Genomic DNA, 21,594 nt, shown 5'->3' with positions numbered 1-21,594 from the left:
CCCTTTGCAGGAAAGGTCGACGGTTGCTTTGAGACGATGCCTGAACGGCGACCAGCCGGCTGCTCTCGCTTCGCTCCAGCGCACCCGGGCGGGCACGGGGTCGAAGTGAGGCGGCAGGGCCGAATCGACTGAGGTCGCGCGCTTCATGGGCGTCCTTGACCACGGTTTCATGACGGGCGGATGAAGCCCGTGTTCCGCCGACTATGCTGGAACCTTGATGACGGCGCGCAGGCCGCCGAGCGGGCTGTCGTCCAGGGTGATATCGCCGCCATGGCTGCGAGCGATGTCGCGGGCAATCGACAGGCCGAGCCCGGTGCCGCTGGCGTCGAGGTTGCGCGCCTCGTCGAGCCGCACGAAGGGCTTGAACACCTCTTCGCGCCGGTCGGCCGGAATGCCTGGGCCGTCATCGTCGATGGTGACCAGCAGCGAGCCGCGGCCATGGGTGGCGTTGACCTCCACCGTCTTGGCATAGCGGAAGGCGTTGCCGATGACGTTTGACATCAATCGGGCGAAGGCGTTCGGCCGCACATGCACATCGGGGTCGCCGGCAAGCGTCGTCGACAGCTTGCGCTTGCGCAGCCTGGCTTCCTCGCCGAGCTTCTCGAAATAGGCTTCGAGATCGAACCGCCCGGCGTCTTCCGAAGCTTCGCCACGGGCAAAGGCGAGATAGCCTTCCAGCATCGACTGCATGTCGTCGATGTCCTGGTCGAGCGCCGCCTTGGTCTCGGCCTTGCCGCCGGCCAACGCCAGCTGCAGCTTGAAACGAGTGAGGATGGTTCGCAGATCATGGCTGACGCCGGTCAGCATGGCGGTGCGTTGCTCGATCTGGCGTTCGATGCGCTCGCGCATCTGCATGAAGGCAAAGCCGGCGCGGCGAACCTCCTCGGCGCCGCGCGGCCGGAAGTCGCGCGGCATCGGCCGGCCCTTGCCGAAGCTTTCGGCAGCTTCGGCAAGCATCAGGATCGGCCGGATCTGGTTGCGCAGGAAGGGGATGGCGATCGTCAGGAGCACGAGCGAGGTGCCGACCATCCAGATCAGGAAGATGTGGGTGTTCGAGGCGTAGGCCTGGCTGCGGCGCACGAAGACGCGCAGCACCTTGTTCTCGAGCTGGACGCGCACCTCGACGATGTTGGAATTGCCGACCGTGTCGATCCAGAACGGGCGGTTGATCTGGCGGGTGATTTCGGACGAGAGAACATCGTCGAGGATAGAGAAGAAAGGTTTGGGTCCAGGCGGCGGCAACGGATCGGGCGGCAGCAGGTCGACCTTCAACTGCATGCGATCCTGGGCGATGCGGATGATATTGGTGTAGTCGGCGTCGTGCGGATAGGTCTCGATCAGGTCGATGATTGCGGCGATGTCGCGTACGGTGGCCTGCGACAGGCGCTGCGTCACGGTTGCCCAATGGCGCTCCATGAAGACGAAGGCAACGACCGATTGCAGCAGGATCATCGGCGCGATGACGATGATCAGCGAGCGGGCATAGAGCCGCTTTGGCATATAGAGCGACACGAGGCGCCAGAAGCGGTTCCAAGCGCGCGGCACGGCCTTCAGCGTCCGCGTGGCGCGTGCGCTCAAGCCGCCATTGCCCGGCTGTTCCAGTTCCGTGGTTGCCATTCGCTCTTTTCGCTCGCCCGCGGCCGTTCAGCCGGCCGCAGGCGGCATTCTATTCCACGCTGAGCCGATACCCAATACCGCGCACGGTCTGCAGCCAGACCGGATTGGACGGATCGCGCTCGATCTTGCGACGCAGCCGGTTGATCTGGACGTCGATGGTGCGCTCGCCGACTTCCGAATCGTCGCCGACAAGCTCGTGGCGGGGTATGGTCTCACCTGCCCGCGCGGCAAAGATCGCCAGGATCTCCTGCTCGCGGTCGGTCAGCTTCAGCGCCTCGCCGCCACGCTTCAATTCGCGCCTGGCGATCTGGAAGGTGTAGGGGCCGAAAACCAACTGCTCGACCTTCGGCGTGGTCGTCGGGCCGCCGCGGCGCAGGATATTGTTGATGCGCAGGATCAGCTCGCGCGGATCGAAAGGTTTTGGCAGATAGTCGTCGGCGCCGGCCTCCAACCCGCTGATGCGGCTATCGGTCTCCGACAGCGCCGTCAGCATCAGGATCGGTACGTTCTTTTCGGCGCGCAGCGACTTGGTCAGGTCGACGCCCGTCTCGCCGGGCATCATGACGTCTAGCACCAGAAGGTCGAAGTCGAGGCCGGCAAGTTTGCGCCTGGCTTCGCCGGCATTGCCGGCGACGGTAACGCGAAAGCCGTTTTCGGTCAGATACTGCTTGAGAAGATTTCGGATGCGGGTGTCGTCGTCGACCACAAGCAAATGCGGTGCGTCGTCGTCCGGTGCGGCCGCGTGATCTACCCGTTCAGTGCTCTCCATGGTTTTTCCCTGACATTTTTGCGGACCCCAGGTCGATTTGCGCCCTCAGTTCCGGATCGACCATCGCTTCGAGGAACCGTTCCACCAAGGTCCGTTCGGTTATTCCGGAATCTTCCAATGCAGCATGGATGCGGCGCGACTGTGGCCGCGCCAGCGCCAACGCCAACGCACGGCCCCTGGCCGTCGGATAAAGCTCGCGCTGGCGGCGGTCGCGTGGACCTTGCAACTGCACGACATGGTCGGTGTCGATCAATTGCTTGAGCACGCGAGCCAGACTCTGCTTGGTGATCTTCAGCACGTCGAGCAGTTCGGCGACCGTCAGGCCCGGCCTGCGGTTGACGAAATGCAGCACCCGGTGGTGGGCACGGCCGAAGCCGTAGTCGGCCAGGATCTGATCCGGATCGGAGGTGAAGTCACGATAGGCAAAGAAGAGCAATTCGATGATGGCGAAGTCGATGCCGTCCTCGTCTGACATCGCGGTCCTGATCGGTTTCCCGGCTGCGTGGCTACGATCCGTCATCATTTCTCCGTGGGAAAGAGAGATTATGTCAGTACTATTGACGTAATTTCCCTGCAATGATAATTTTTGACAAGCTTTTGGGCGAATTGCGAACGAAAAGGCAAGCCAAGCCGGCTTTTCCGGAACTTCCTTAGTTTGCCAGAGCGCAATTATCCGCCTACGCTCCTGAAAAAGCCGCCTTCGATAGGCGACAAGAACACACAACGACACAACGCTATGCGGGCTGCCGCCCGCGGGAGGTTACCATGGCATCCGTTCCCTTCGATCAACTGGAAGGCTTCATCTGGATGAACGGCGAATTCGTCCAGTGGGGTGACGCCAAGATCCATGTGCTGACCCATGGTCTGCATTACGCCAGCGCCGTCTTCGAGGGCGAGCGCGCCTATGGCGGCGAGATATTCAAGCTCAACGAACACACCGAGCGCCTACATGAATCGGCGCGCATGCTCGGCTTCAAGATTCCCTATTCGGTGGCCGAGCTCAACGACGCCTCCACCACGCTTTTGAAGAAGCAGGGTTTCCAGGACGCCTATGTCCGGCCGATCGCCTGGCGCGGCAGCGAACAGATGGGCGTTTCGGCGCAGAACAACCGCATCAACTGCGCAATCGCCATCTGGCAGTGGCCGAGCTATTTCGATCCGGCGCAGAAGCTGAAAGGCATCCGCCTCGACGTGGCGGAATGGCGCCGGCCCGACCCGCGCACCGCACCGTCCAAATCGAAGGCCGCCGGCCTCTACATGATCTGCACCATGTCCAAGCACGCCGCCGAGGCCAAGGGCTATGCCGACGCCATGATGCTCGACTGGCGCGGCCAGGTCGCTGAAGCGACCGGCGCCAACATCTTCTTCGTCGAGGACGGCAAGATCCACACGCCCATGCCCGACTGCTTCCTTGACGGCATCACCCGCCGCACGGTCATTGGGCTGGCCAAGGATCGCGGTCTGGAGGTGATCGAGCGTGCAATCCTGCCGGAAGAGTTGGAAGGCTTCCAGCAGTGCTTCCTGACCGGCACCGCAGCGGAAGTAACGCCGGTGTCGGAGATCGGACCTTACCGATTCGAGGTTGGTGAAATCGCCAAGAACCTTATGGATGACTATTCTGCCGCCGTTCAACCCAAGCACGCGATCGCTGCAGAATAACGATAGTCACAGCTTTTTTAGCAAGCAGGGGCAGTTTTAGCGCCGCCCCTTCTATTTAAGCATTCTTGCATTTGACTTTCGTCCAATTCGGCGTCTCATGATGCTGTCGGCCCGGGAGGCTGGCAGTTATGGAGGGACTAATCATATGGACATGAACACGCTTCTTCCGATCATTGTGCAGGTGATTACAGGCATCATCGGTGGTCAGGCGGTCGGTGCGGCGCTCAAGACGGCGGCGATGGGTCAGCTTCCCAAAATCCTGGGTGGAGCCATTGGCGGCGTCGGCGGCGCGGCGATCCTCGGCAGCCTGCTTGGCGGCGGCGCGGTTGATACGGCGGCTGCGGCAGCAGCAACGAGCGGTCTCGGCAGCGCGCTGAATCTGCAGAATATCATCGGCGGCGCCGGCGGCGGCGCGATCCTGACCGGCATTCTCGGCGCGGTCATGGGCGCGATGAAGAAGTAAGCAGCGGCCATTCGGTCTTTCAAATGGGCGGCTTCGGCCGCCCATTTCCGTTTTGGAGCTACTGACTGTTCGCCTTTCGAGGGGTGGACGCCCTTCACCAGCGTCTCTAAATCACGGCTGGCATAGCGAAAGGACGATCATGGGTCAGCTCAATGCCGGCATCGTGCCGGTCACACCGTTCCAGCAGAATTGCACCATCCTGTTCGACATGGACGACAAGCACGGTGTCGTCGTCGATCCAGGCGGTGACATCGACAAGGTGCTGGCAGCGCTGAAGGACAATGCGATATCAGCCGGTGCGATCTGGATAACACACGGCCATATCGACCATGCCGGCGGCGCCATGGAGTTGAAGGAAGCGCTCGGCGTCGAGATCGTCGGACCGCATGAGGCCGACAAGCCGCTGCTCGACAATCTGGAAAACCAGGGCAGGCGCTACGGCATTGCCGGTGCGCGCAACTGCGTGCCCGACCGGTTCCTGACCGAAGGCGAGACCGTCTCGTTCGGCGGCCATGTGTTCGAGGTGTTGCACTGCCCCGGCCACGCGCCCGGCCATGTCGTGTACTACAACCGCGCGGCCAAATTCGCCCATGTCGGCGACGTGCTGTTTCGCGGTTCTGTTGGCCGCACCGACCTGCCGGGCGGCGACCATGCGGCGCTTATCGCCTCGATCAAGGACAAGCTGCTGCCTCTCGGCGACGACATCGGCTTCATCTGCGGCCACGGTCCTGGCGGCCGCTTTGGCGAGGAGCGGCGCACCAATCCTTTTCTGGTTTAAGGTGGAGCGATATTCAAGCGCGATCCTGGAAAGCAAAAAGCGCCAACCTCGCGGCCGGCGCTTTTTGTTTGGGGGCAGGGAAGCCCTATAGTTTAGTTTGCCGTGCAGAAATGCTGTTCGCCGTCACTGCCGGTGAACGTGCCGGTGCGGGCGTTGAACGTGCGGTAGCGGTCCGAGCAATACTCGTACCAGCCGCGGGTCCACGGCTCAGCGTAGCCTTCATTGTAAACGACCCTCGGCTCCGCATAATAGCGGCGGACCGGGGCCGGGCGCACCACTACGTCACGATCGTAGTAACCGTCATCGTAGTAGCGGTCAGCGTAGGGCGGGGGCTGGTCGTTGGCCAACGCGCCACCGATCAGGGCGCCCGCCGCGAGGCCGAGGACGCCGGCGGCAATGGCATCGCCGTTGCCGTGATGGCCATGATGGTGGCGCCAGTCACCTGCATTAGCCGCGGGCAAGGTCACGAGCGTAGTGGCGACCACGGCTGCGGACAAGGCGGCGATCTTGAAAACTCGGTTCATCTTGGTCTCCTTCATACCGGCCCGTGCAGTTTTGGGGGATGCGGTCCGGCTTTACCAAAGACTAATATGCGACCGTGGCTGAACAGGGGCTGAACGGATTTCGATGTGTTGATTCAAAAAAAGCGTCAATGATCACACGCTCTCAACGGGGCGAAACTGCTTGCCGTCGACGGTCCGAGGCGGCTCAGCCGACCGACAGGTTGACGGCCTTCGGACCCTTGCCACGCTTGTCCGGCTCGGTGTCGAATGTCACTTTCTGCCCATCCTCGAGACCGGGAAGACCTGACGCCTGCACGGCTGAAATATGGACGAAAACATCCTTCGCGCCATCATCGGGCGTGATGAAGCCGAAGCCTTTGGCATGGTTGAAGAATTTCACGGTGCCGGTCTGCGGCATGGGAAGCTCCTTTGTCCCATAAATTCCAGTCTCGGGCCGGCAAATGCCCGAATGGAAATTTGTCCTTTATTTTAGCGTCATCGGCAAGAGAAAGTTTTGCGGGCGGCCAAAGGGCGTCGCGGCGCGCCTCAGGTCCTTGTTTTCATGCATATCGTTTCCCCGAACCGGCCATTTTTGGGCGACATGCATTGGTCTGCGTCTTCGGCACGAAAAAGGCGCGGCGAAGATCGCCGCGCCTTTCAAAAATTCAGATCCCTCTCCAAGCCAGGTTCAGGCGTTGGAGCTTCCGTCGCGCGTCCGAGAGACGCCCGAATGGCTCAGGCAGCGCGGAGGTTGACGGCCTTGGGTCCCTTGCCCATGCGGTCCGGCTCGACGTCGAAGGTGACCTTCTGGCCGTCGACGAGCGTGCGCAGGCCTGAGGCCTCGATCGCGGAAATATGGACGAACACATCCTTGGCGCCGCCGTCGGGCGTGATGAAACCGAAGCCTTTGGTCGCGTTGAAGAATTTAACGGTGCCGGTCTGGGCCATTGGGGAAACTCCTTCACCCGTTCAGTCTTTGGTGGTCCTGCCCGCCGCCTGGCGCAAAGGGCAGTTCCCGGTGGTTGCTTCGGCAGTCATGCATTGGCGCATGGTCAAACCCCCCGCCGAAAACGGGGCCGTCAGAGATTCACAGTATCGGGGAAAGGTCGTCCAAAACGTTCCGCTCTCCGGGTCGCAAATGCCCGAACACGGAATTTATCGCACGGAAACGTGATGGTTGCAAGATAGCGCCGCGGGCCGCCGCATTGGCGCATCCCGACGCATGGATCGACTGACCTGAACATCGATCGGCTCGGCATAGGCTGGCTTGCCGGTTGGGTCATCGGCCAGAGCCGGGGCACGAATAGGCCAGATGTCGAGGCGGCGGGGCAAGCCGACGCCAGCCACGGTCGAGACGCCGTTTCCGTCTGAGGGGACTGCAAACAGGGGTTGCATTTGGCAAGGTAATGGCGAGGATCGGCAACCGGGGACGCGATCGTGGGAGATCAACATGCCATTTCTGGCGGCAATCTTTTCGCGACAGGGTTTTGCCATCCTGTTGCTGTCGACAATTCTTGCCGCCTGCACCGTCGTCGTCGATGACGGACCGGGGGCGCGTCCGCCACGTCCCGAACCGCAATATTGCAGCCGGCAGTACGAGCCAGTCTGCGCCCGCCGCGGCGGCGACCGCCAGACCTTCGCCAACGCCTGCCTTGCCGACCGCGCCGGCTATCGCATCGTGCGCGACGGTCCGTGTCGCGACGGAGGCGGCGGCGGCGAAGAACAGACGTTCTGCACCCGCGAATATGCGCCGGTGTGCGCTCGCCGGCACGGCGAGATGCGTACCTTCCCCAACGCTTGCGAGGCTCGGGCTGCGGACTACCGCGTCGTTGACGACGGGCCGTGCTGAGAAGCCAAGGCGTGTCTTGCCTTCTCACCTTTTTGTTGGAGAAAGTGGCCGAGCGAAGCTCGGTCCTATGAGTTGGGCCGGCCTCAACCGTCTCGGTGCCGCGCGCCAATTCACCGCTTGGGCGGGGCGGGAGCCTCGCCGGCCCTTCGGGCCCCCCAAGGGGAGAATGAAAAACCGAGGCGTTCGGTCAAATTCCCGTCGGATAGGCTCCATCAGCCGGGCCGGCGTAAAGCTCGCTGCCATTGTCGTCGGAAATGCGCAGGCGATCGGGGATTTGCGGCATGGCCAGTGTGTGGAACAGCGCGGTGGCGCCCTGCAGGGCGGCACGCAGGTTCGGAGCTTCTAGTGACACCTTGTCGAGTGTAGCTTCGTCCGCGTTGCGCGACCGGTAGAACTCGATGAAGAAGTTCAAGGAAGCCTCCGTGGCAGAGCGTTGCGCGGGCCTGTTCAGTCAATTCGCCGCCTCGCACAGGGACGACGGTGAAGGCGCTTGAGGCGCCCTCCAGTTGTGTCAGCCCTTCGACTTTGGCTTCAGGCTGCTCTCGGCCTGCTTGACCGACGAGCCGAACGGGGAGGCGGGCTTGGCCACGACCTTGTCCTTCTTCGGCTTGCGCGTTTCGCGGTTGCTTCGCTGTTGACCCTTGGACATATCGTGCTCCTGTTGCGTGCTGACTTGGCTTTGCTGGGGTCTCAGACAACCGGGTCGTTGGCAACGACCGGGTTGTCGGCCGGTTCGAGATTGTCTTCGGTGGTGACCCGCTCATGGGTCTCCTGCTCGCTGCGGATGCGGTATTGCGGCGAGCCGTCCTTGACCGGCAGCCTGCTCTTGATCTGGAACAGTTCGGCGGTCTTCTGGACGAGGCCGATACGGCTCTTCATGCGCACTGTCTGACCGATCGCAAACTGGTGCGCGGGCGTGTCGGTGCGCGGGCGCGCATTCTGCTGGAAACGGATCATGCTGCATTCTCCCTGTCGCGCTTCAGCGCTGTTTCGAGTTCGAGGTAATCGATGGCGACAAGCTGGCGGGTGGGCGGGTTTTTCACTGCCCTTGCCGGCAGATGGATGAAAGTGGCGACGCGGCGCCAGGCAAGCCGCGACATGCCCTCGAACAGCTCTTCGTCGTGATCGATGTCGTAGTCGCCGGCCGGCAGTATCCCTTCCAGCCCGCCGAGCACAAAGGGCGTCGCGAAATGCGCGATGGAGTGGGTGGTGCGGTCCGGCATTGTCTTACCTATGCAAAGCAGCGGTCCTGAAAGCAAAAAAGCGGGGACGAACCCCGCTTTCCTATTTCCGGCAGTCGCTGGAAATAAGCCGCTTTCGAGAGCTGCCAGTACATCCGTGGTCAGCGTTCATCGAATTCGGCCGGATCAGATCGATTGCAAATTGGCGGCCGACTCGCGGCCCTTGGTGTCGCGCTCCAACTCGAACCGCAGCTTCTGGCCTTCGGCGAGGCCGGGGAAGCCGGCGCGCTCCAGCGCGCTGACATGGACGAAAACGTCCTTCCCGCCTTCGGTCGGCTGAATGAAGCCAAAGCCCTTCTGGCCATTGTAGAACTTTACGGTTCCGGTGTTCATATGGATCTTTCGAAAGAATGAGACCTGGCCGCGGAGCAAAACGGACCGCGCGCCCGATATCGATGATTGGAATAAGAATGGCGGGTCGAGAACCTCCGACGCCGCGAGATGCCAATTCTGGCCCAAAACGATATCGCTAACATAGGCCGATAGGGCCCGTTATTCAAGAAGATTTATGAAAAACACCGACGATGGCAAAAAAATAGATCGCTGTAACTATTTGAAAAAGTCTGATATGGGTCGGCGACTTTCAAAAATTGCTTAAATTCACGCTGGGCCGATTGTCCAGGAACTTGCATTTTATTTATTTCTGGAAGGATGAAAACCATGATTTCCGTCAGAACCTCTAGAGGCATGACCGTAGCGATCAACCCGATCATCAAGCCAGCCGTCATGCACACCATCGCCGCTGACCCGGCCGGCAAGCCGATGATCGTCAAGTCGGCACGACTGACCATCAGGAGCGACGAGGCTGCAAGGCGAAGGATCGCCGACACCGATGGAACAGTTCGGCGTGCCAGGCAGGTCGCCGAGACCAACCGGCTAATTTGATCCCTTCCACGCCGTTGCAACGAGCGAGACACCAAGCGAAGCCTTGAACCTGCCGCGCCGATGGCCTAGATCGCCACAGGCGTACAAAACACGGCAGGTTCCCATCAACAGAGATCAGAGACGAGCGGCGGGCGCGGGAGCCAGATCTGGCGCTGGAGGACAGCCGCCGTTGGGGCTCGACCAGCGTGTCCAGCAGGCGCTGCAGCTGCATCAGGCCGGGCGTCGGCAAGAGGCCGAAGCGATCTACCGGCAGGTGCTGGCGCAGAAGGCCAATCACGCCGCCGCGGCGCATTTCCTGGGGCTGCTGCAGCACCAGACCGGGCGCAGCGCCGAAGGGCTGGACCTGATCGAACAGTCGGTGCGCTTGCAGCCCGGCAATCCGGATTTTCAAAACAATCTAGGCACGGTGCTGCGCGACCTCGGCCGGGTCGCCGCTGCCGTCGACTGCTTCCGCAAGGCGGTGGCGCTGCGGCCCGATCAACTGGCGGCGCGCGACAATCTCGGTTCATCACTGAAGCAGCTCGGCCAGTTCGAGGGCGCCGAAGAGATCTATCGCGGCACGGTCGGGCGCAACCCCTTCCATGTCCGCGCGCGCATCGGTCTTGCCGAAACGCTGCAGGAAGCGGGACGCCTGGACGAGGCGCTTGCCGTCTTCCGCGAAGCGCTGGCGATCCGGCCCAAGGATGGCGACCTGCTGCATGGGCTCGGCGTCGGGCTGATGGAAAAGGGCAAGCTCGATGAAGCAGCCGAGCTGTTCCGGCAGGCGCTGGCGGTCGACCCCGGCATGGCGAGAGCCTGGCTGATGTTGACGCAGGTCAAGCGCCAGAAAGAACGTGATAGCGAATTGACCAGTATGGAAGCTCAGCATGCCAAGGCGCCGCAGGACAGCCTGGCGCGCATGCAGTTGTCCTTCGGTCTCGGCAAGGCCAATGACGATCTGAAGGATTATGGCCGAGCCTTCGACTATTTCGCCGAAGGCAATGCGATCCGCCGCAAGGGCATCGACTACGATGCGGCCAAGACGCGAGCCGAATTCGAGGCGATGAAGGCAACCTTCACCGCCGGCTTCTTCGAGAAGCACAAGCCGAGCACGATCGAGGACGACACGCCGATCTTCGTCGTCGGCATGCCGCGCTCGGGCACGACGCTGGTCGAGCAGATCATCGCCAGCCATCCCCATGTCCACGGTGCCGGCGAGCTCAGCATCCTGAAGACGGCGGTCGGCAAGCAGTTTCCCCTGACCATGAAGGGCGGCTTCCCGGCAGGGATTGCCGACATGCCCGACAAGGCTTTCGCCGAGGCCGGCGAGGCCTATCTCGACATGCTGCACGCCCGCTATCCCGGCTTCAAGCATGTCACCGACAAGATGCCGGGCAATTTCCTGCTGATCGGGTTCCTGCATCTGATGCTGCCGAAGGCCAAAATCGTCCATTGCGCGCGCGATGCGGCGGCCACCTGCCTGTCGATCTACAAGGTGCATTTCCGCAGCGACAGTCACCGCTATGGCTACGATCTCGGCGAACTGGCCGATTTCCACAATCTGTACACCGACATCATGGCGCATTGGCACACGGTGCTGCCAGGCGTCGTGCATGATGTGCGCTACGAGGATTTCGTCGCCGACCAGGAAGGCCAGACGCGGGCGCTGATCGCCCATCTCGGCCTGCCTTGGGACGATGCGGCGCTATCCTTCCACAAGACCGACCGGCCGGTGCGCACGGCTTCCGCCGCACAAGTGCGCCAGCCGATGTACCAGGGCTCGGTCGATCTGTGGAAACGCTATGGCGACAGGCTGAAGCCGCTGCTGGATAGGCTGACCTGACGCGGAATCCTACAGCTCCATGAACGTTTCGAAGCCGCCGAAGATCATGCGTTTGCCGTCGAACGGCATGGTCGACCAGTCCGGCTTCATGCGCGGATCGGCCATCACCTTGGCCATGATTTCGTCGCGGCTCCTACGCGATCCATAGACGACCCAGGAGAAGACGACGATCTCATCGTCCTTCGCCTGCACGGCACGCGGGAAGGACGTGACCTCGCCGTAGGGCACGTCGTCGCCGACGCATTCGACATAGGCGAGCGCGCCATGCTCCTTCCAGACAACGCCGGCGGTGTTGGCCAGCTTCTTGTAGTCGTCGAGTCTTGCCTTTGGCACGGCAAGCACGAAGCCATCGACATAGGACATTGTTGGTCTCCTGTTGCTGGAATCGGGCGCCGGGCCGGCAGCCCGGCGCAGATGAGCGCATCACCCCGTGGGGTAGGGCGTTGCTGCTCGCTAAATCTTACTTGACCGGTGCGTTCATCGCCCAGGCCACGCCGAACGGGTCCCTAACCTGACCCCAACGGTCGCCCCAGAACATGACCTGCAGCGGCACCACTTCCTCGCAGCCTGCATCGATCGCGCGTTGCCACCAGGTTTCAATGGTGTCGTCCTGGAGGTGCAGCTGCAGCGTGTAGCCCTGCGCATCCTTGTGCGGATGGCCGTGTTCAGGATAGGCATCGCCCAGCATCAACGTCGAACCGTTGACGTATAGATGGATGTGCATCGTGCGGCCTTTTTCGTCCGGCGGATAAGCAAACACCTGCTCGGCGCCAAAGGCCTTCTTATAGAATTCAGCGGCCTTGAAGGCGCCGTCAAGTTGCAGATAAGGGGTCAATCCGCCGAGCACTTTAGCGGCGGGCTGAACGGGGGTCTGATCAGTCATGTCTTGCTCCTTTTGCGTTTGGCCTTGCGAGCCATAGGCCGGATGAGGCGGCGGCAATGCTACATGGCCGCCAAATTTTTTGGCGGACCGGCCCTGGATAGGCCAGGCTTTCGAAATGCGCCTGTCGATGCAGGCGACACCGCTTTCGGGCGATAGGTATGACTGGTCAGCGGTCGCTTCGGTCAGGATTCTCTGCGGATATGAGGGGCATTTTGCGCATCGATCCCGATTTCCGGCCAGCCAATGTCCTTGCGCAATTCGATCGGCAGTGAAAGAAGAGCGCGCTCGCTGCGATAGCGGGCGCGAGCTTTCATGTAACGGGTGGTGATGCGGCCTATGGATGACAGGGTGAACATGATGCTTTGTCCTCGGTTGAAGCCGGCATCATCGTGTCGGCATTCCAAGGACGTGGCGCGTGGTGGTCATCCGACAGACGGTCGATTTTTTTAGCTGCCTCCGTAGTCGGCTCAAGGCAGGTGTTGCCAACGCGGTTTACTTCAGGCAGCCGTTTCCAAACGTTCGATCGTTTCTAGATCGGCCTTCTTGGCCTCTCCCTCGATAGCCAGGTCGTAGCTCGCCTGCATGTTCATCCAGAACTGCGGCGTGGTTCCGAAGAATTTCGCAAGGCGTAGCGCTGTGTCGGGCGTCACCCGTGTTGTCTCGCTGGCGAGGCGCTCGATGCGTGTGCGCGGCACATGCAGCTTCTTGGCCAGCGTGTAAGGTTTCAGGCCAAGCGGCATGAGATATTCCTCGCGGAGGATTTCTCCCGGATGAATAGGTGGGTTGATGTTCAGCATTTGAAAACCTCAATGGTAGTCGGTTATTTCGACATCCTCGGCTTGTCCATCCACCCAGCGAAAGCAAATGCGAAACTGATCGTTGATACGGATCGAATGCTGACCGGCACGGTTGCCTTTCAGCGGCTCAAGCCGGTTGCCGGGAGGCGTCTTCAGGTCCGATAGTTCGGCGGCATTGTCGATCATGAACAGCTTTCGCTGGCTGACCGGACAAGGTCCGACGGGAACCCCTTCGGAGCCTTGCCGTTCGAAACGGCCTCGCTGGTCTTGTCCTTGAACGAGCGTATCATCTGCCGTATCCGAGCAGCGTACCTTCACATGATACGCTTCGTAAGTCAAGAAAACGTCTCATATCGTGATACGAAATTTTGAACTGATGTCGATCGGCCGAAATTTCACAGGCATGGATACCGTCACGCCGCCAAAATCGTTACCCTTCCGCCTCAGCCACCGAGCGGAAGAAATCCTCCGGGTCCTCGACTTCTATCAGCCGCCGCTTCTCGATCAGCCAGAAGCGGTTGCCGATGGCGCGGATGAAGGAGCGATCGTGCGAGGCGAGCAGGCAGCTTGCCTGATGCGCCAGCAGCTCCGCTTCCAGCGCTTCCTGGCCGTCGATGTCGAGATGGTTGGTTGGCTCGTCAAGCAGATAGAAGTTGGGGTTGGCGAGCCTGAGCGCCAGCATCATCAGCCGCGCCTTCTGGCCGCCGGACAGCACGCCGATCTTTTTCTCCTGCATCTCGATGACCACGCCGGCGCCGGCCAGCAACGAGCGGGCGCGCTGTTCGCCGACATCGTAGCGGCGCGAGACCAGCCCCAGCGGCGTGTCGTCGCCGCTGATGCCGGACAGCGCCTGATCGCTGTAGCCGAGCACCGTCGACGGCGTCACCTTCACATTCCGCACCGTGTCCGGTTCGACAATGGCGTTGCGGATCAGGGTGACGAAGCGCGACTTGCCGACGCCATTGCGGCCGAGCAGGACGATGCGGTCGCCCTGGCAGATGTGGCGCTCGCCAGTCCTGAACAGCAGCGTGCCGTCGGGCGTTTCGACAGCCACGTCGTCAAGCGTGATCAGCACTTTGGCGTGCGTGCCGCGATTGGCGAGTTTTATGGCACCGGCCGACTTTTCGCGATGTGCCGGGTTCGCCGCTTCTTCGAGTCTTTCCGCGCGCTGGTTGAGCTGCTTGGTCTTGACCGTCAGCAGGTCGCTACCTGAATTGATGCCGATGTTGTTGAGCTTGGCCGCCTGCCGGCGCAATTGCTGCGCCACCTTCATGTCGCGCTGGAACTTGCGCTCCGTCGAGGCGTCGACGTCGTCGAGCGCCTGCCTGGCGCGTGAATAGGGCAAGGCAAACACCGGCGACCGTTCAGGGCGCAGGAACAGCGTCCGGTTGGTGGTGGCGTCGAGAAAGGCGCGGTCGTGGCTGGCGATGACGACGGGCACCTCGCGCGGCAGCGTGTTCAGCCAGGTCTCAAGTTGGCTGATGCGGGCAAGGTCGAGATGGTTGGTCGGCTCGTCCAGCAGCAGCACATCCGGATCGGTGACCCAGACGCGGGCGATCAGTGCCAGCCGCTGCCAGCCGCCGCTCAGTGCCTGCATTGGCCGTTCGCGCATCGGCTCCGGCACGTCTAGCGAATCGAGCACCACGTCGACACGCCACACCTCGCTGTCGGCCTGCTCCGGCTGCAGGGCGTCGGCCACCACCTGATGGAAGGTATGGCTGAGAAGGGCTGGAGCGACGGACTGTTCGACATGGCCGACGCGCAGGCCGCGCGTGCGGGTGATGTCGCCCGAGGTCGGCTCCATCGCGCCGGTCAGACATTTGAGCAAGGTCGACTTGCCGCGGCCGTTGGCTGCGACGATGCCGAGCCGGTCGCCGCCGCCGATGGTGAGGTCGAGCTTGGAGAACAGCGGCGCACTCATGGTGACGCCGAGGGATTTGAGGCTGATCAGGGCCATTTTGATTTCTCTGGTCTTGGCCGCCTCTTTGTCGGAGCATGATCTTTTCCGAAAACCGGTTCCCACTTTTCGGGATCATGCTCTAGCGGCTCAATGCACTTTGACGGTGCGCCCACCGGCCATCAGGTTCGGCGTTGCGGCACCACGAAGGGCAGACCAAAAAATCGAAGCGGGAAAAACCCGGACCGTCCCTGGTCAGCCCTGCAAGCAAGCTCGCAGGGCAGAAATCGGGCCACGCTGACGATGGTGACGAGAAAAATCGAACACGCAGCCCTCCTTTCCAGACGTTCGAGTGTGCGGACTGACTACACCAAAGGCGGGGCGGAAGGCAAGGCTACCGCTTTCACCCGGCGCGGGAACGGATCGAGCACCAGTATGCAGCCGCCGATGATCGCGACAGCGCCGAAGCCCTGGATTACGGTCAGCGATTCCCCAAGCATGCTGGTGCCGACCAACACCGCGATCACGGTCACGGCGAATTCGACGCTGATCGTCCTGGTCGCGCCGATACTGGCAACCAGCCGAAAATAGACGATGTAGGTCAACGCGCTCATCATGCAGGCGAGGACGGCGAGATAGAGGAAGTCGATGGCGCGCGGCATCGCCGGCACCGGTACAGCGAGAAGCAGTGGCAGCGTCATCAGCCCGCCCAACAGGAAGGCGGCACTGGTGAGTTCCCACGAGCCGGCCGAGCGCAGATGTCGGTTTGCATAATTGCTACCGAAAGCGGCCGAGAAGGAACTGAACAGCGAGGCGGCGCAGCCGAAGGCGAAGGATGCCGTGATCGGCACCGCGGGAAAGCCGACAAGGACGATGATGCCGAAGGCGCCGAGCAGCAGGCCGGCCAGCCCGCGAACGGTGATGCGCTCAAGCCCCCATAGCTGGCCGAGGATCATCGAGAACAGTGGGATCGCGGCAACAAGGATGGCCGCCACCGCCGTGCCGATGCGCGGGGTGGCATAGGATAGGCCGATAAGCTGCGCGGCAACCGTCGTCGCGCCGACAACGGCGAAGCGCCGCCAGCCGGCGCTGAAATCGAGCCGGCGCCGGGTCGCGGCGGCAAGCAGCAGGAGCGTGATGCCGGCGATCAGCGAGCGCAAGGTGACCGCGCCGACCCAGCCGAAGGCGTGCACCACCTTGAGCAGAACAAGGAACGACAAGCCCCAGGTGATGGCCAGGAAGATATAGGCGGCGATGTCCTTGGGTTTCATTCTGCGGGCGGCCGTGGGAGTTTCTTGCGTTGGGAGCGGAGAAGCTGCCGTGGCCCGTATCGCTTCGACTGGCAACTGACAAGGCTGGGGGCGTGGTCCAGCCAGTCGACAGTGTGACTCCAGGCCCTACCGTCCCGGTCTGCCTGTCTTCCCCGGCCGGCGCTTTTCCCGGCGGGCGTCGCCAGGATCTTCATACGAGCCGATGCCGGCGCGCTCACGCTTGACCGGCTTGTCACCCTCGATCGGCGTCTCGGTTCGCCGCACGGTCATCTCATCGAGTGAGTTCTTCTTGAACAGCGGTTTGACCGGCTCGCCGGGAATGCCGAAATCGCTGCCATGTGCCTCTTCGGCCGACTGTTTCTTGAATAGCGAGCGCGATACCGCACCGGCCGGGGTCGGCATGTCCGTGCCTGGACCCATGTCGTCAATCGAAGGTTTGGCGAATAGCGGCTTCTTCGCCGGCACGGCGCCATCGGCGCCCATCTCGCCAAGCGCCGGCTTGCGGAAGAGGTTGGGGCGGGCAGCCTTGGCCGCCTCTTCGGCGGCACGCACTTCGTCGAGCCTGCGAAAACGCTCCTGTTCCTCGGCCGTGCGATGCTTGGCTACGCCCTTGTTGTGCTTGCCCTTTTCGCGGCCAGAGACCGGGCTTTCCATGTCGGCGTATTTGGCCAGCGGGTCATCGGAGATGGACAGTTCCATCTCACGCAAGCGCTTGATCTCGTCGCGGATGCGGGCCGCCTTCTCGAAATCGAGATTGGCGGCGGCGTCGCGCATCTGTTTCTCCATCGCGTCGAGATGGGCCTTGAGGTTGTTGCCCATCATGGCGCCGGCGCTGTCGGTGAACTGCGAGATGTCGGCGCGGACGTGATCCTTCTCATAGACCGAGTCCAAAATGTCGGAGATGCGCGACTTGACCGATTCCGGAGTGATGCCGTTGGCGGCGTTCCACTCCATCTGCTTCTCGCGGCGGCGGTTGGTCTCGGCCATCGCCCGTTCCATCGAGCCGGTGACCTGGTCGGCATAGAGAATGACCTTGCCGTCGACGTTGCGGGCGGCGCGGCCGATGGTCTGAATGAGCGAGGTCTCAGAACGCAGGAAACCTTCCTTGTCGGCATCTAGGATGGCGACGAAGCCGCATTCGGGAATGTCGAGGCCCTCGCGCAAAAGATTGATGCCGACCAGCACGTCGAAGGCGCCAAGGCGCAAATCGCGCAGGATCTCGATGCGCTCCAGCGTGTCGATGTCGGAGTGCATATAGCGGACGCGGATGCCTTGTTCGTGCAGATACTCGGTCAGGTCCTCGGCCATGCGTTTGGTCAGCACCGTCACCAGCGTGCGATAGCCAGCCTTGGTGGTGTCACGGATTTCGCCGACGACATCGTCGACTTGGCTCTTGGCCGGGCGCACCTCGACCGGCGGGTCGATCAGCCCGGTCGGGCGGATGACCTGTTCGGCGAAGACACCGCCGGCCTGTTCCATCTCCCAAGCGCCCGGGGTTGCCGAAACGGCGACGGAGAGCGGGCGCATGGCGTCCCATTCCTCGAAGCGCAAGGGCCGGTTGTCCATGCAGGACGGCAGGCGGAAACCGTACTCGGCCAGCGTCGCCTTGCGTCGGAAGTCGCCGCGATACATGCCGCCGATCTGCGGCACGGTGACGTGGCTTTCGTCGATGAAGACCAGCGCATTGTCGGGAATGTACTCGAACAGCGTCGGCGGCGGATCGCCCGGCTGGCGGCCGGTGAGATAGCGCGAATAGTTCTCGATGCCGGCGCAGGAGCCGGTGGCCTCCAGCATCTCCAGGTCGAAGCGGCAGCGCTGTTCCAGCCGCTGCGCCTCCAGCAGGCGGCCGGCGCGCTCCAGTTCCCCCAGCCTGTGCTTGAGCTCTTCCTTGATCGACTTGATCGCCTGGTTCAGCGTCGGGCGTGGCGTCACATAGTGCGAATTGGCGTAGATTTTGACGCTCTTCAGCTCGCCGGTCTTCTGGCCGGTCAGCGGGTCGAACTCGGTGATCTGCTCGATCTCGTCGCCGAACATCGAAATGCGCCATGCACGATCTTCCAAGTGGGCCGGGAAGATCTCGATCGTGTCACCGCGCACGCGGAACGAGCCGCGAACGAAATTGACATCCTGTCGCTTGTACTGCTGGGCAACGAGATCGGCGAGCAAAGCGCGCTGGTCGAGCCGGTCGCCGATCTGCATCTGAAAGGTCATCGCCGTGTAGGTTTCGACCGAGCCGATACCGTAGATGCAGGACACCGAGGCGACGATGATGACGTCGTCGCGCTCGAGCAGCGAGCGCGTCGCCGAATGGCGCATGCGGTCAATCTGCTCGTTGATCGAGGATTCCTTCTCGATGAAAGTGTCGGTGCGCGGGACGTAGGCTTCCGGCTGGTAATAGTCGTAATAGGAGACGAAATACTCGACGGCGTTTTCGGGGAAGAATTTCTTGAACTCGGAATAAAGCTGGGCTGCCAGCGTCTTGTTCGGCGCCAGGATCAGGGCGGGGCGCTGCGTCTCCTCGATCACCTTGGCCATTGTGAAGGTTTTTCCGGAGCCGGTGACGCCGAGCAGCACCTGGGTGCGGTCGTTGTTGGCGACGCCTTCGACCAGATCCTTGATCGCCGTCGGCTGGTCGCCGGCCGGCTCGAAATCCGACACCATCTTGATGGCGATGCCGCCTTCGGACTTTTCCGGGCGGGCAGGGCGGTGCGGCGTCCACAGCACGCCGTCCTTGTGCAGCGGATTGCCGGACTCGATCAGCGCCGACAGCGCGGCGACGGTGGCGGTGACGCTGCCCGAGGCCATCGTCTCGGCGTCTTCCAACGAAATGTCGAGACCGGCGACCGGATTGAGGCCGGCTGCCGTGCGCTCCCTGGCTGATGCCGCGCCACCCATCGAGGTGCCGCGCGCGCTGCGCCCCGGCGAGCTCGAGCGCTCGGGTATCTTCTTCGACTTGGCGCTTTCCCTCCCCCTCGAGGGGAGGGTGGCGGCGGAGCCGCCGGGTGGGGTCGGTTCGACCGGGTTCGACGTCCCGGCGGTGCCTTCTGTGACGACCCCCTCTGTCGTCTTCGGCGACATCTCCCCCTCGAGGGGGGAGATCTGGCGACGTCCTTCCTTTTCGGCTTCCTCCTCGATCTGCTCGGCCCAATCCGCAATTGAACTGGTCAGCGGCGTGCCCGAGAGCTCCGGCTGCGGCATCTCGGCGAAACCGCCTCTGTGCAAGGGCTCCGAGGCGTCGAGGAAATCGGTCAGCGGACTGCGCCGCTTCGGCGAAGCGCGGTCGTCATTCGCCGTCGGCGGCGTTTTCTTATCGGGAGATTTGGCCATGACCCGAATATGGGATTTCCTGGCCAAAATGGAAAGAGTGGGATGAGATGAGGCGCTTCGCCAGATGCGGCTCCTGACAGTAGGCTGTCAGGAGGAAACGGCGGCCGCGTGCCTGTCCGGAAGGATCAGGCGCCGCGCGCGTTATCCGCCGCAACGCGGGTCGGCGATCCGTTCAGGCGCGGCACCACGACGAGGCGGTTGATCTTGCCCTTCTTGTAGGCGGCGAGGAAGCGCGCATAGTCCTTGAAGGCGACGCAACCGCTCGACTGGCCGTAGCGGCCCCGAAGCAGGTAGGTATGGGCCAGAAAGCCGTCGCGATTGTATTTGTTGCGGCCATCGGCCGGTGTCAGGCGCAAGGCCTCCACACCATGAAAGCGCGTCTCGCGCAGCGACAGATTGTAGGTATTGGGCGGTGTCGGTCCGCGGTTCTTCTGGTCGGCATAGCGCGGCTGGTCCGTCATGGCGCCGATGCCCGAATGCGCCTCGAGCCTCGAACCGTCAGGCATATAGACGGTCCCGGCGCTGATGTCGTAGACGGCGACGCCATTGCCGGCTCCGCTCCTGGACCCCGGCGAGTTGAACAGGTTCCTGAAAGCCTTGCCGAGGCCACCCGACGGCGTGTCCGGCTTGGCATAGGCCAGCACACCGCTGCCATCGGCCGGCCGTCCTTGCCGGTCCGGTTTGGCCGGTCGGGCAGTCTGGGCTTGCTGGACGGTCTCGCGAGCCGGCTTCGGTTGCTGATCAGGCTTCGTCTGCTGAACAGGTTTGGACTGCTGTACAATCTTGGGCTGCGGGGTGTCCTTGGGCTGCGGGGCGTCGAACTGAGGGCGACGGGTCGGCAACGGCACGTCGTCGGTGAGCGCGTCCGGCAGCGAGGCGGCGTCGCCTGGTTGGTCCTGCTGGGTTTCGACAGGCGAAACCGCGACGTCGGCCGGGGATTCCTCGATCGGCAGCGGCGAGGCGAACGCCTCGTCGTCGACTGGCAGCGACTGCACGAGGGCCAGCGCCAACTGCGAATTGCCTGGCGTCTGCGTGTCCGACTGGGCAAAGCCCATCGGTTGCGGCGCGGTCTGCACGACGTCCGAGCCGTTATCCAGCCGCGCGAAGCGTTCGGCCGCTGGAGCGGGCATGTCTTCCGAGAGGCTGGCCATAACCTTGACGGATGGCACCAGCGACGCTTCGGCAATTTGCGGCGCGACGGTGGAAATAACAGGGTGCACCGGCGCGTTGGCCACGACCACGGGCTTTCCAGCGCCGGCAAAGGCAGCGGCGAGCTTCATCGGCGAAAGCGATGCTTCGATGCGCTCGAAACGCTCCTGCGACTTCGACTTTGCGGCAGTGGGAACGGGCTTTGCCTGCGCCACGAGGCGCGCGGATTTCTCCGCCCGCGGGCTCAACCGGGCAAGCTTGAAGCAGCTGGCACCGCACTGCACGGCATGGTCGTGAAGGGCTTGCGTGCCGCCATTGGCATTGGCAAGCACGAAGGGTGCTCTCAGACAATGCTGCTTGAACGGATCGGCCAGGGCGAGCGATCCCGGCATCGACAGGGTCTGCGGGAGGCCACCCGATGTCGCCGAAAGCGAGGCGCCGACGGAACTGAGGCCAGCCATGGTGCCTATCAACCACAGGCCAACGGCAGCACTGGCGCCGGGCACCGCGACCCAGCGGACGATCCGTTCAGGGGTGAAGGAAGAGGCACGTGGCGCGTCACAGGCGTTCTCGCCGTCCCAACGCTCGTCCCCGACAATTTTTTTACTCAACAACGCCATGCAACCAATCTTGCTCCAAGCGGCTCCCACGTCCGCGGCTGTAATAGCCGCGACGACCATTCTG

25 protein-coding genes and 1 pseudogene are annotated in these 21,594 nt (G+C 62.6%); 6 read left to right on the top strand and 20 right to left on the bottom strand.

All coding sequences use genetic code 11. The features are described from left to right. Positions 1 to 201: 201 nt before the first annotated feature. The 3 genes from NKJ89_RS14910 to NKJ89_RS14900 are packed head-to-tail and all read right to left on the bottom strand — an operon-like array spanning position 202 to position 2,906. Complete coding sequence (locus NKJ89_RS14910) at positions 202 to 1,617, bottom strand: ATP-binding protein (protein ID WP_352603448.1); 1,416 nt, start codon at positions 1,615 to 1,617, stop codon at positions 202 to 204. Between the two features lie 49 nt (positions 1,618 to 1,666). Then, positions 1,667 to 2,386: a response regulator gene (locus NKJ89_RS14905; protein WP_352603446.1), complete on the bottom strand. Its 720-nt coding sequence runs from the start codon at positions 2,384 to 2,386 to the stop codon at positions 1,667 to 1,669. Continuing rightward, complete coding sequence (locus NKJ89_RS14900) at positions 2,373 to 2,906, bottom strand: MarR family winged helix-turn-helix transcriptional regulator (RefSeq protein WP_031260729.1); 534 nt, start codon at positions 2,904 to 2,906, stop codon at positions 2,373 to 2,375. The genes NKJ89_RS14905 and NKJ89_RS14900 overlap by 14 nt, the downstream gene beginning before the upstream one ends. A 245-nt stretch (positions 2,907 to 3,151) precedes the next feature. On the opposite strand from NKJ89_RS14900, the gene NKJ89_RS14895 reads away from it, so the two are divergent. The 3 genes from NKJ89_RS14895 (at position 3,152) to NKJ89_RS14885 (ending at position 5,286) form a co-directional block, all read left to right on the top strand. After that, positions 3,152 to 4,045: a branched-chain amino acid aminotransferase gene (locus tag NKJ89_RS14895; RefSeq protein WP_023761219.1), complete on the top strand. Its 894-nt coding sequence runs from the start codon at positions 3,152 to 3,154 to the stop codon at positions 4,043 to 4,045. Positions 4,046 to 4,190: 145 nt separating this feature from the next. Next, positions 4,191 to 4,508, top strand: coding sequence for a hypothetical protein (locus NKJ89_RS14890; RefSeq protein ID WP_023761220.1), 318 nt, complete (start codon positions 4,191 to 4,193; stop codon positions 4,506 to 4,508). A 139-nt stretch (positions 4,509 to 4,647) separates the two neighbouring features. Next, positions 4,648 to 5,286 carry an MBL fold metallo-hydrolase gene (locus tag NKJ89_RS14885; RefSeq protein WP_352603444.1) on the top strand — a complete coding sequence of 213 codons (639 nt, stop codon included), beginning with the start codon at positions 4,648 to 4,650 and terminating at the stop codon, positions 5,284 to 5,286. A gap of 92 nt (positions 5,287 to 5,378) precedes the next feature. Here NKJ89_RS14885 and NKJ89_RS14880 read toward each other — a convergent pair whose 3' ends face one another. The 3 genes from NKJ89_RS14880 to NKJ89_RS14870 form a co-directional block, all read right to left on the bottom strand. Next, positions 5,379 to 5,810: a BA14K family protein gene (locus tag NKJ89_RS14880; RefSeq protein ID WP_352603442.1), complete on the bottom strand. Its 432-nt coding sequence runs from the start codon at positions 5,808 to 5,810 to the stop codon at positions 5,379 to 5,381. Positions 5,811 to 5,994: 184 nt separating this feature from the next. Beyond that, positions 5,995 to 6,207 (bottom strand): cold-shock protein, encoded by a 213-nt coding sequence (locus NKJ89_RS14875; protein WP_008877668.1) that lies wholly within the window; start codon positions 6,205 to 6,207, stop codon positions 5,995 to 5,997. Positions 6,208 to 6,524: 317 nt separating this feature from the next. Next, positions 6,525 to 6,737, bottom strand: coding sequence for a cold-shock protein (locus NKJ89_RS14870; RefSeq protein WP_006202520.1), 213 nt, complete (start codon positions 6,735 to 6,737; stop codon positions 6,525 to 6,527). Between the two features lie 502 nt (positions 6,738 to 7,239). Between NKJ89_RS14870 and NKJ89_RS14865 the strand changes: the two genes are divergently transcribed. Further along, positions 7,240 to 7,638, top strand: coding sequence for a Kazal-type serine protease inhibitor family protein (locus NKJ89_RS14865; protein ID WP_352603440.1), 399 nt, complete (start codon positions 7,240 to 7,242; stop codon positions 7,636 to 7,638). A gap of 187 nt (positions 7,639 to 7,825) precedes the next feature. On the opposite strand, the gene NKJ89_RS14860 is transcribed toward NKJ89_RS14865, so the two are convergent. From NKJ89_RS14860 to NKJ89_RS14840, 5 genes are all read right to left on the bottom strand, one after another. Beyond that, entirely contained in the window at positions 7,826 to 8,050 is a 225-nt protein-coding gene (locus tag NKJ89_RS14860) for a hypothetical protein (RefSeq protein WP_352603438.1), read from the bottom strand. 99 nt (positions 8,051 to 8,149) lie between these two features. Further along, positions 8,150 to 8,287 carry a hypothetical protein gene (locus NKJ89_RS14855; RefSeq protein ID WP_164482279.1) on the bottom strand — a complete coding sequence of 46 codons (138 nt, stop codon included), beginning with the start codon at positions 8,285 to 8,287 and terminating at the stop codon, positions 8,150 to 8,152. A gap of 41 nt (positions 8,288 to 8,328) precedes the next feature. Continuing rightward, complete coding sequence (locus tag NKJ89_RS14850; protein WP_352603436.1) at positions 8,329 to 8,595, bottom strand: hypothetical protein; 267 nt, start codon at positions 8,593 to 8,595, stop codon at positions 8,329 to 8,331. After that, the gene (locus NKJ89_RS14845) at positions 8,592 to 8,861 is read right to left on the bottom strand and encodes a hypothetical protein (RefSeq protein WP_352603434.1); all 270 of its coding nucleotides are present in this window, start codon (positions 8,859 to 8,861) and stop codon (positions 8,592 to 8,594) included. Before NKJ89_RS14845 ends, NKJ89_RS14850 begins: the two co-directional genes overlap by 4 nt. 144 nt (positions 8,862 to 9,005) lie before the next feature. Then, positions 9,006 to 9,212, bottom strand: coding sequence for a cold-shock protein (locus NKJ89_RS14840; protein ID WP_352603432.1), 207 nt, complete (start codon positions 9,210 to 9,212; stop codon positions 9,006 to 9,008). Between the two features lie 327 nt (positions 9,213 to 9,539). Between NKJ89_RS14840 and NKJ89_RS14835 the strand changes: the two genes are divergently transcribed. Both NKJ89_RS14835 and NKJ89_RS14830 read left to right on the top strand, forming a co-directional pair. Next, the gene (locus NKJ89_RS14835) at positions 9,540 to 9,764 is read left to right on the top strand and encodes a hypothetical protein (RefSeq protein WP_352603430.1); all 225 of its coding nucleotides are present in this window, start codon (positions 9,540 to 9,542) and stop codon (positions 9,762 to 9,764) included. A 169-nt stretch (positions 9,765 to 9,933) separates the two neighbouring features. Continuing rightward, on the top strand, positions 9,934 to 11,586 hold the full coding sequence (locus NKJ89_RS14830; RefSeq protein ID WP_352603428.1) for a tetratricopeptide repeat-containing sulfotransferase family protein: 1,653 nt from the start codon (positions 9,934 to 9,936) through the stop codon (positions 11,584 to 11,586). A 9-nt stretch (positions 11,587 to 11,595) separates the two neighbouring features. Here the strand turns inward: NKJ89_RS14830 and NKJ89_RS14825 are convergent, their stop codons facing one another. The 9 genes and pseudogenes from NKJ89_RS14825 to NKJ89_RS14785 form a co-directional block, all read right to left on the bottom strand. After that, the gene (locus NKJ89_RS14825; RefSeq protein ID WP_352603426.1) at positions 11,596 to 11,949 is read right to left on the bottom strand and encodes a DUF1428 domain-containing protein; all 354 of its coding nucleotides are present in this window, start codon (positions 11,947 to 11,949) and stop codon (positions 11,596 to 11,598) included. Between the two features lie 97 nt (positions 11,950 to 12,046). Beyond that, positions 12,047 to 12,469: a VOC family protein gene (locus NKJ89_RS14820; RefSeq protein ID WP_031260733.1), complete on the bottom strand. Its 423-nt coding sequence runs from the start codon at positions 12,467 to 12,469 to the stop codon at positions 12,047 to 12,049. Between the two features lie 182 nt (positions 12,470 to 12,651). Then, on the bottom strand, positions 12,652 to 12,825 hold the full coding sequence (locus NKJ89_RS14815; protein ID WP_352603424.1) for a hypothetical protein: 174 nt from the start codon (positions 12,823 to 12,825) through the stop codon (positions 12,652 to 12,654). A gap of 141 nt (positions 12,826 to 12,966) precedes the next feature. Further along, the gene (locus NKJ89_RS14810) at positions 12,967 to 13,266 is read right to left on the bottom strand and encodes a HigA family addiction module antitoxin (RefSeq protein ID WP_352603422.1); all 300 of its coding nucleotides are present in this window, start codon (positions 13,264 to 13,266) and stop codon (positions 12,967 to 12,969) included. 9 nt (positions 13,267 to 13,275) lie between these two features. Then, positions 13,276 to 13,556: pseudogene (locus NKJ89_RS14805) on the bottom strand (type II toxin-antitoxin system RelE/ParE family toxin). Positions 13,557 to 13,696: 140 nt separating this feature from the next. Then, a complete protein-coding gene (locus NKJ89_RS14800; protein WP_352603420.1) occupies positions 13,697 to 15,223 on the bottom strand; it encodes an ABC-F family ATP-binding cassette domain-containing protein in 1,527 nt (508 codons plus the stop codon). Positions 15,224 to 15,528: 305 nt separating this feature from the next. Further along, positions 15,529 to 16,434 carry a DMT family transporter gene (locus NKJ89_RS14795; protein WP_352603418.1) on the bottom strand — a complete coding sequence of 302 codons (906 nt, stop codon included), beginning with the start codon at positions 16,432 to 16,434 and terminating at the stop codon, positions 15,529 to 15,531. Positions 16,435 to 16,560: 126 nt separating this feature from the next. Further along, positions 16,561 to 19,761 carry an excinuclease ABC subunit UvrB gene (gene uvrB / locus NKJ89_RS14790; RefSeq protein ID WP_352603416.1) on the bottom strand — a complete coding sequence of 1,067 codons (3,201 nt, stop codon included), beginning with the start codon at positions 19,759 to 19,761 and terminating at the stop codon, positions 16,561 to 16,563. Between the two features lie 125 nt (positions 19,762 to 19,886). Beyond that, on the bottom strand, positions 19,887 to 21,530 hold the full coding sequence (locus NKJ89_RS14785) for a DUF2778 domain-containing protein (protein ID WP_352603414.1): 1,644 nt from the start codon (positions 21,528 to 21,530) through the stop codon (positions 19,887 to 19,889). Positions 21,531 to 21,594 lie beyond the last annotated feature (64 nt).

It is taken from the genome of Mesorhizobium sp. M0047 (assembly GCF_040323315.1).
Classification (GTDB): Bacteria; Pseudomonadota; Alphaproteobacteria; order Rhizobiales; family Rhizobiaceae; genus Mesorhizobium.
Note: the sequence above shows the minus strand (reverse complement) of the source record. Positions and strands in the feature narration are given on the sequence as shown.

Bases quoted from the DNA above. Each gene is read 5' to 3' on its own strand.
- NKJ89_RS14905 (WP_352603446.1), bottom strand. From the start codon at position 2,386: ATGGAGAGCACTGAACGGGTAGATCACGCGGCCGCACCGGACGACGAC.
- uvrB (WP_352603416.1), bottom strand. From the start codon at position 19,761: ATGGCCAAATCTCCCGATAAGAAAACGCCGCCGACGGCGAATGACGAC.
- NKJ89_RS14910 (WP_352603448.1), bottom strand. From the start codon at position 1,617: ATGGCAACCACGGAACTGGAACAGCCGGGCAATGGCGGCTTGAGCGCA.
- NKJ89_RS14880 (WP_352603442.1), bottom strand. From the start codon at position 5,810: ATGAACCGAGTTTTCAAGATCGCCGCCTTGTCCGCAGCCGTGGTCGCC.
- NKJ89_RS14885 (WP_352603444.1), top strand. From the start codon at position 4,648: ATGGGTCAGCTCAATGCCGGCATCGTGCCGGTCACACCGTTCCAGCAG.
- NKJ89_RS14785 (WP_352603414.1), bottom strand. From the start codon at position 21,530: ATGGCGTTGTTGAGTAAAAAAATTGTCGGGGACGAGCGTTGGGACGGC.
- NKJ89_RS14895 (WP_023761219.1), top strand. From the start codon at position 3,152: ATGGCATCCGTTCCCTTCGATCAACTGGAAGGCTTCATCTGGATGAAC.
- NKJ89_RS14875 (WP_008877668.1), bottom strand. From the start codon at position 6,207: ATGCCGCAGACCGGCACCGTGAAATTCTTCAACCATGCCAAAGGCTTC.
- NKJ89_RS14835 (WP_352603430.1), top strand. From the start codon at position 9,540: ATGATTTCCGTCAGAACCTCTAGAGGCATGACCGTAGCGATCAACCCG.
- NKJ89_RS14815 (WP_352603424.1), bottom strand. From the start codon at position 12,825: ATGTTCACCCTGTCATCCATAGGCCGCATCACCACCCGTTACATGAAA.
- NKJ89_RS14825 (WP_352603426.1), bottom strand. From the start codon at position 11,949: ATGTCCTATGTCGATGGCTTCGTGCTTGCCGTGCCAAAGGCAAGACTC.
- NKJ89_RS14810 (WP_352603422.1), bottom strand. From the start codon at position 13,266: ATGCTGAACATCAACCCACCTATTCATCCGGGAGAAATCCTCCGCGAG.
- NKJ89_RS14845 (WP_352603434.1), bottom strand. From the start codon at position 8,861: ATGCCGGACCGCACCACCCACTCCATCGCGCATTTCGCGACGCCCTTT.
- NKJ89_RS14890 (WP_023761220.1), top strand. From the start codon at position 4,191: ATGGACATGAACACGCTTCTTCCGATCATTGTGCAGGTGATTACAGGC.
- NKJ89_RS14795 (WP_352603418.1), bottom strand. From the start codon at position 16,434: ATGAAACCCAAGGACATCGCCGCCTATATCTTCCTGGCCATCACCTGG.
- NKJ89_RS14865 (WP_352603440.1), top strand. From the start codon at position 7,240: ATGCCATTTCTGGCGGCAATCTTTTCGCGACAGGGTTTTGCCATCCTG.
- NKJ89_RS14855 (WP_164482279.1), bottom strand. From the start codon at position 8,287: ATGTCCAAGGGTCAACAGCGAAGCAACCGCGAAACGCGCAAGCCGAAG.
- NKJ89_RS14870 (WP_006202520.1), bottom strand. From the start codon at position 6,737: ATGGCCCAGACCGGCACCGTTAAATTCTTCAACGCGACCAAAGGCTTC.
- NKJ89_RS14900 (WP_031260729.1), bottom strand. From the start codon at position 2,906: ATGACGGATCGTAGCCACGCAGCCGGGAAACCGATCAGGACCGCGATG.
- NKJ89_RS14850 (WP_352603436.1), bottom strand. From the start codon at position 8,595: ATGATCCGTTTCCAGCAGAATGCGCGCCCGCGCACCGACACGCCCGCG.
- NKJ89_RS14800 (WP_352603420.1), bottom strand. From the start codon at position 15,223: ATGGCCCTGATCAGCCTCAAATCCCTCGGCGTCACCATGAGTGCGCCG.
- NKJ89_RS14820 (WP_031260733.1), bottom strand. From the start codon at position 12,469: ATGACTGATCAGACCCCCGTTCAGCCCGCCGCTAAAGTGCTCGGCGGA.
- NKJ89_RS14840 (WP_352603432.1), bottom strand. From the start codon at position 9,212: ATGAACACCGGAACCGTAAAGTTCTACAATGGCCAGAAGGGCTTTGGC.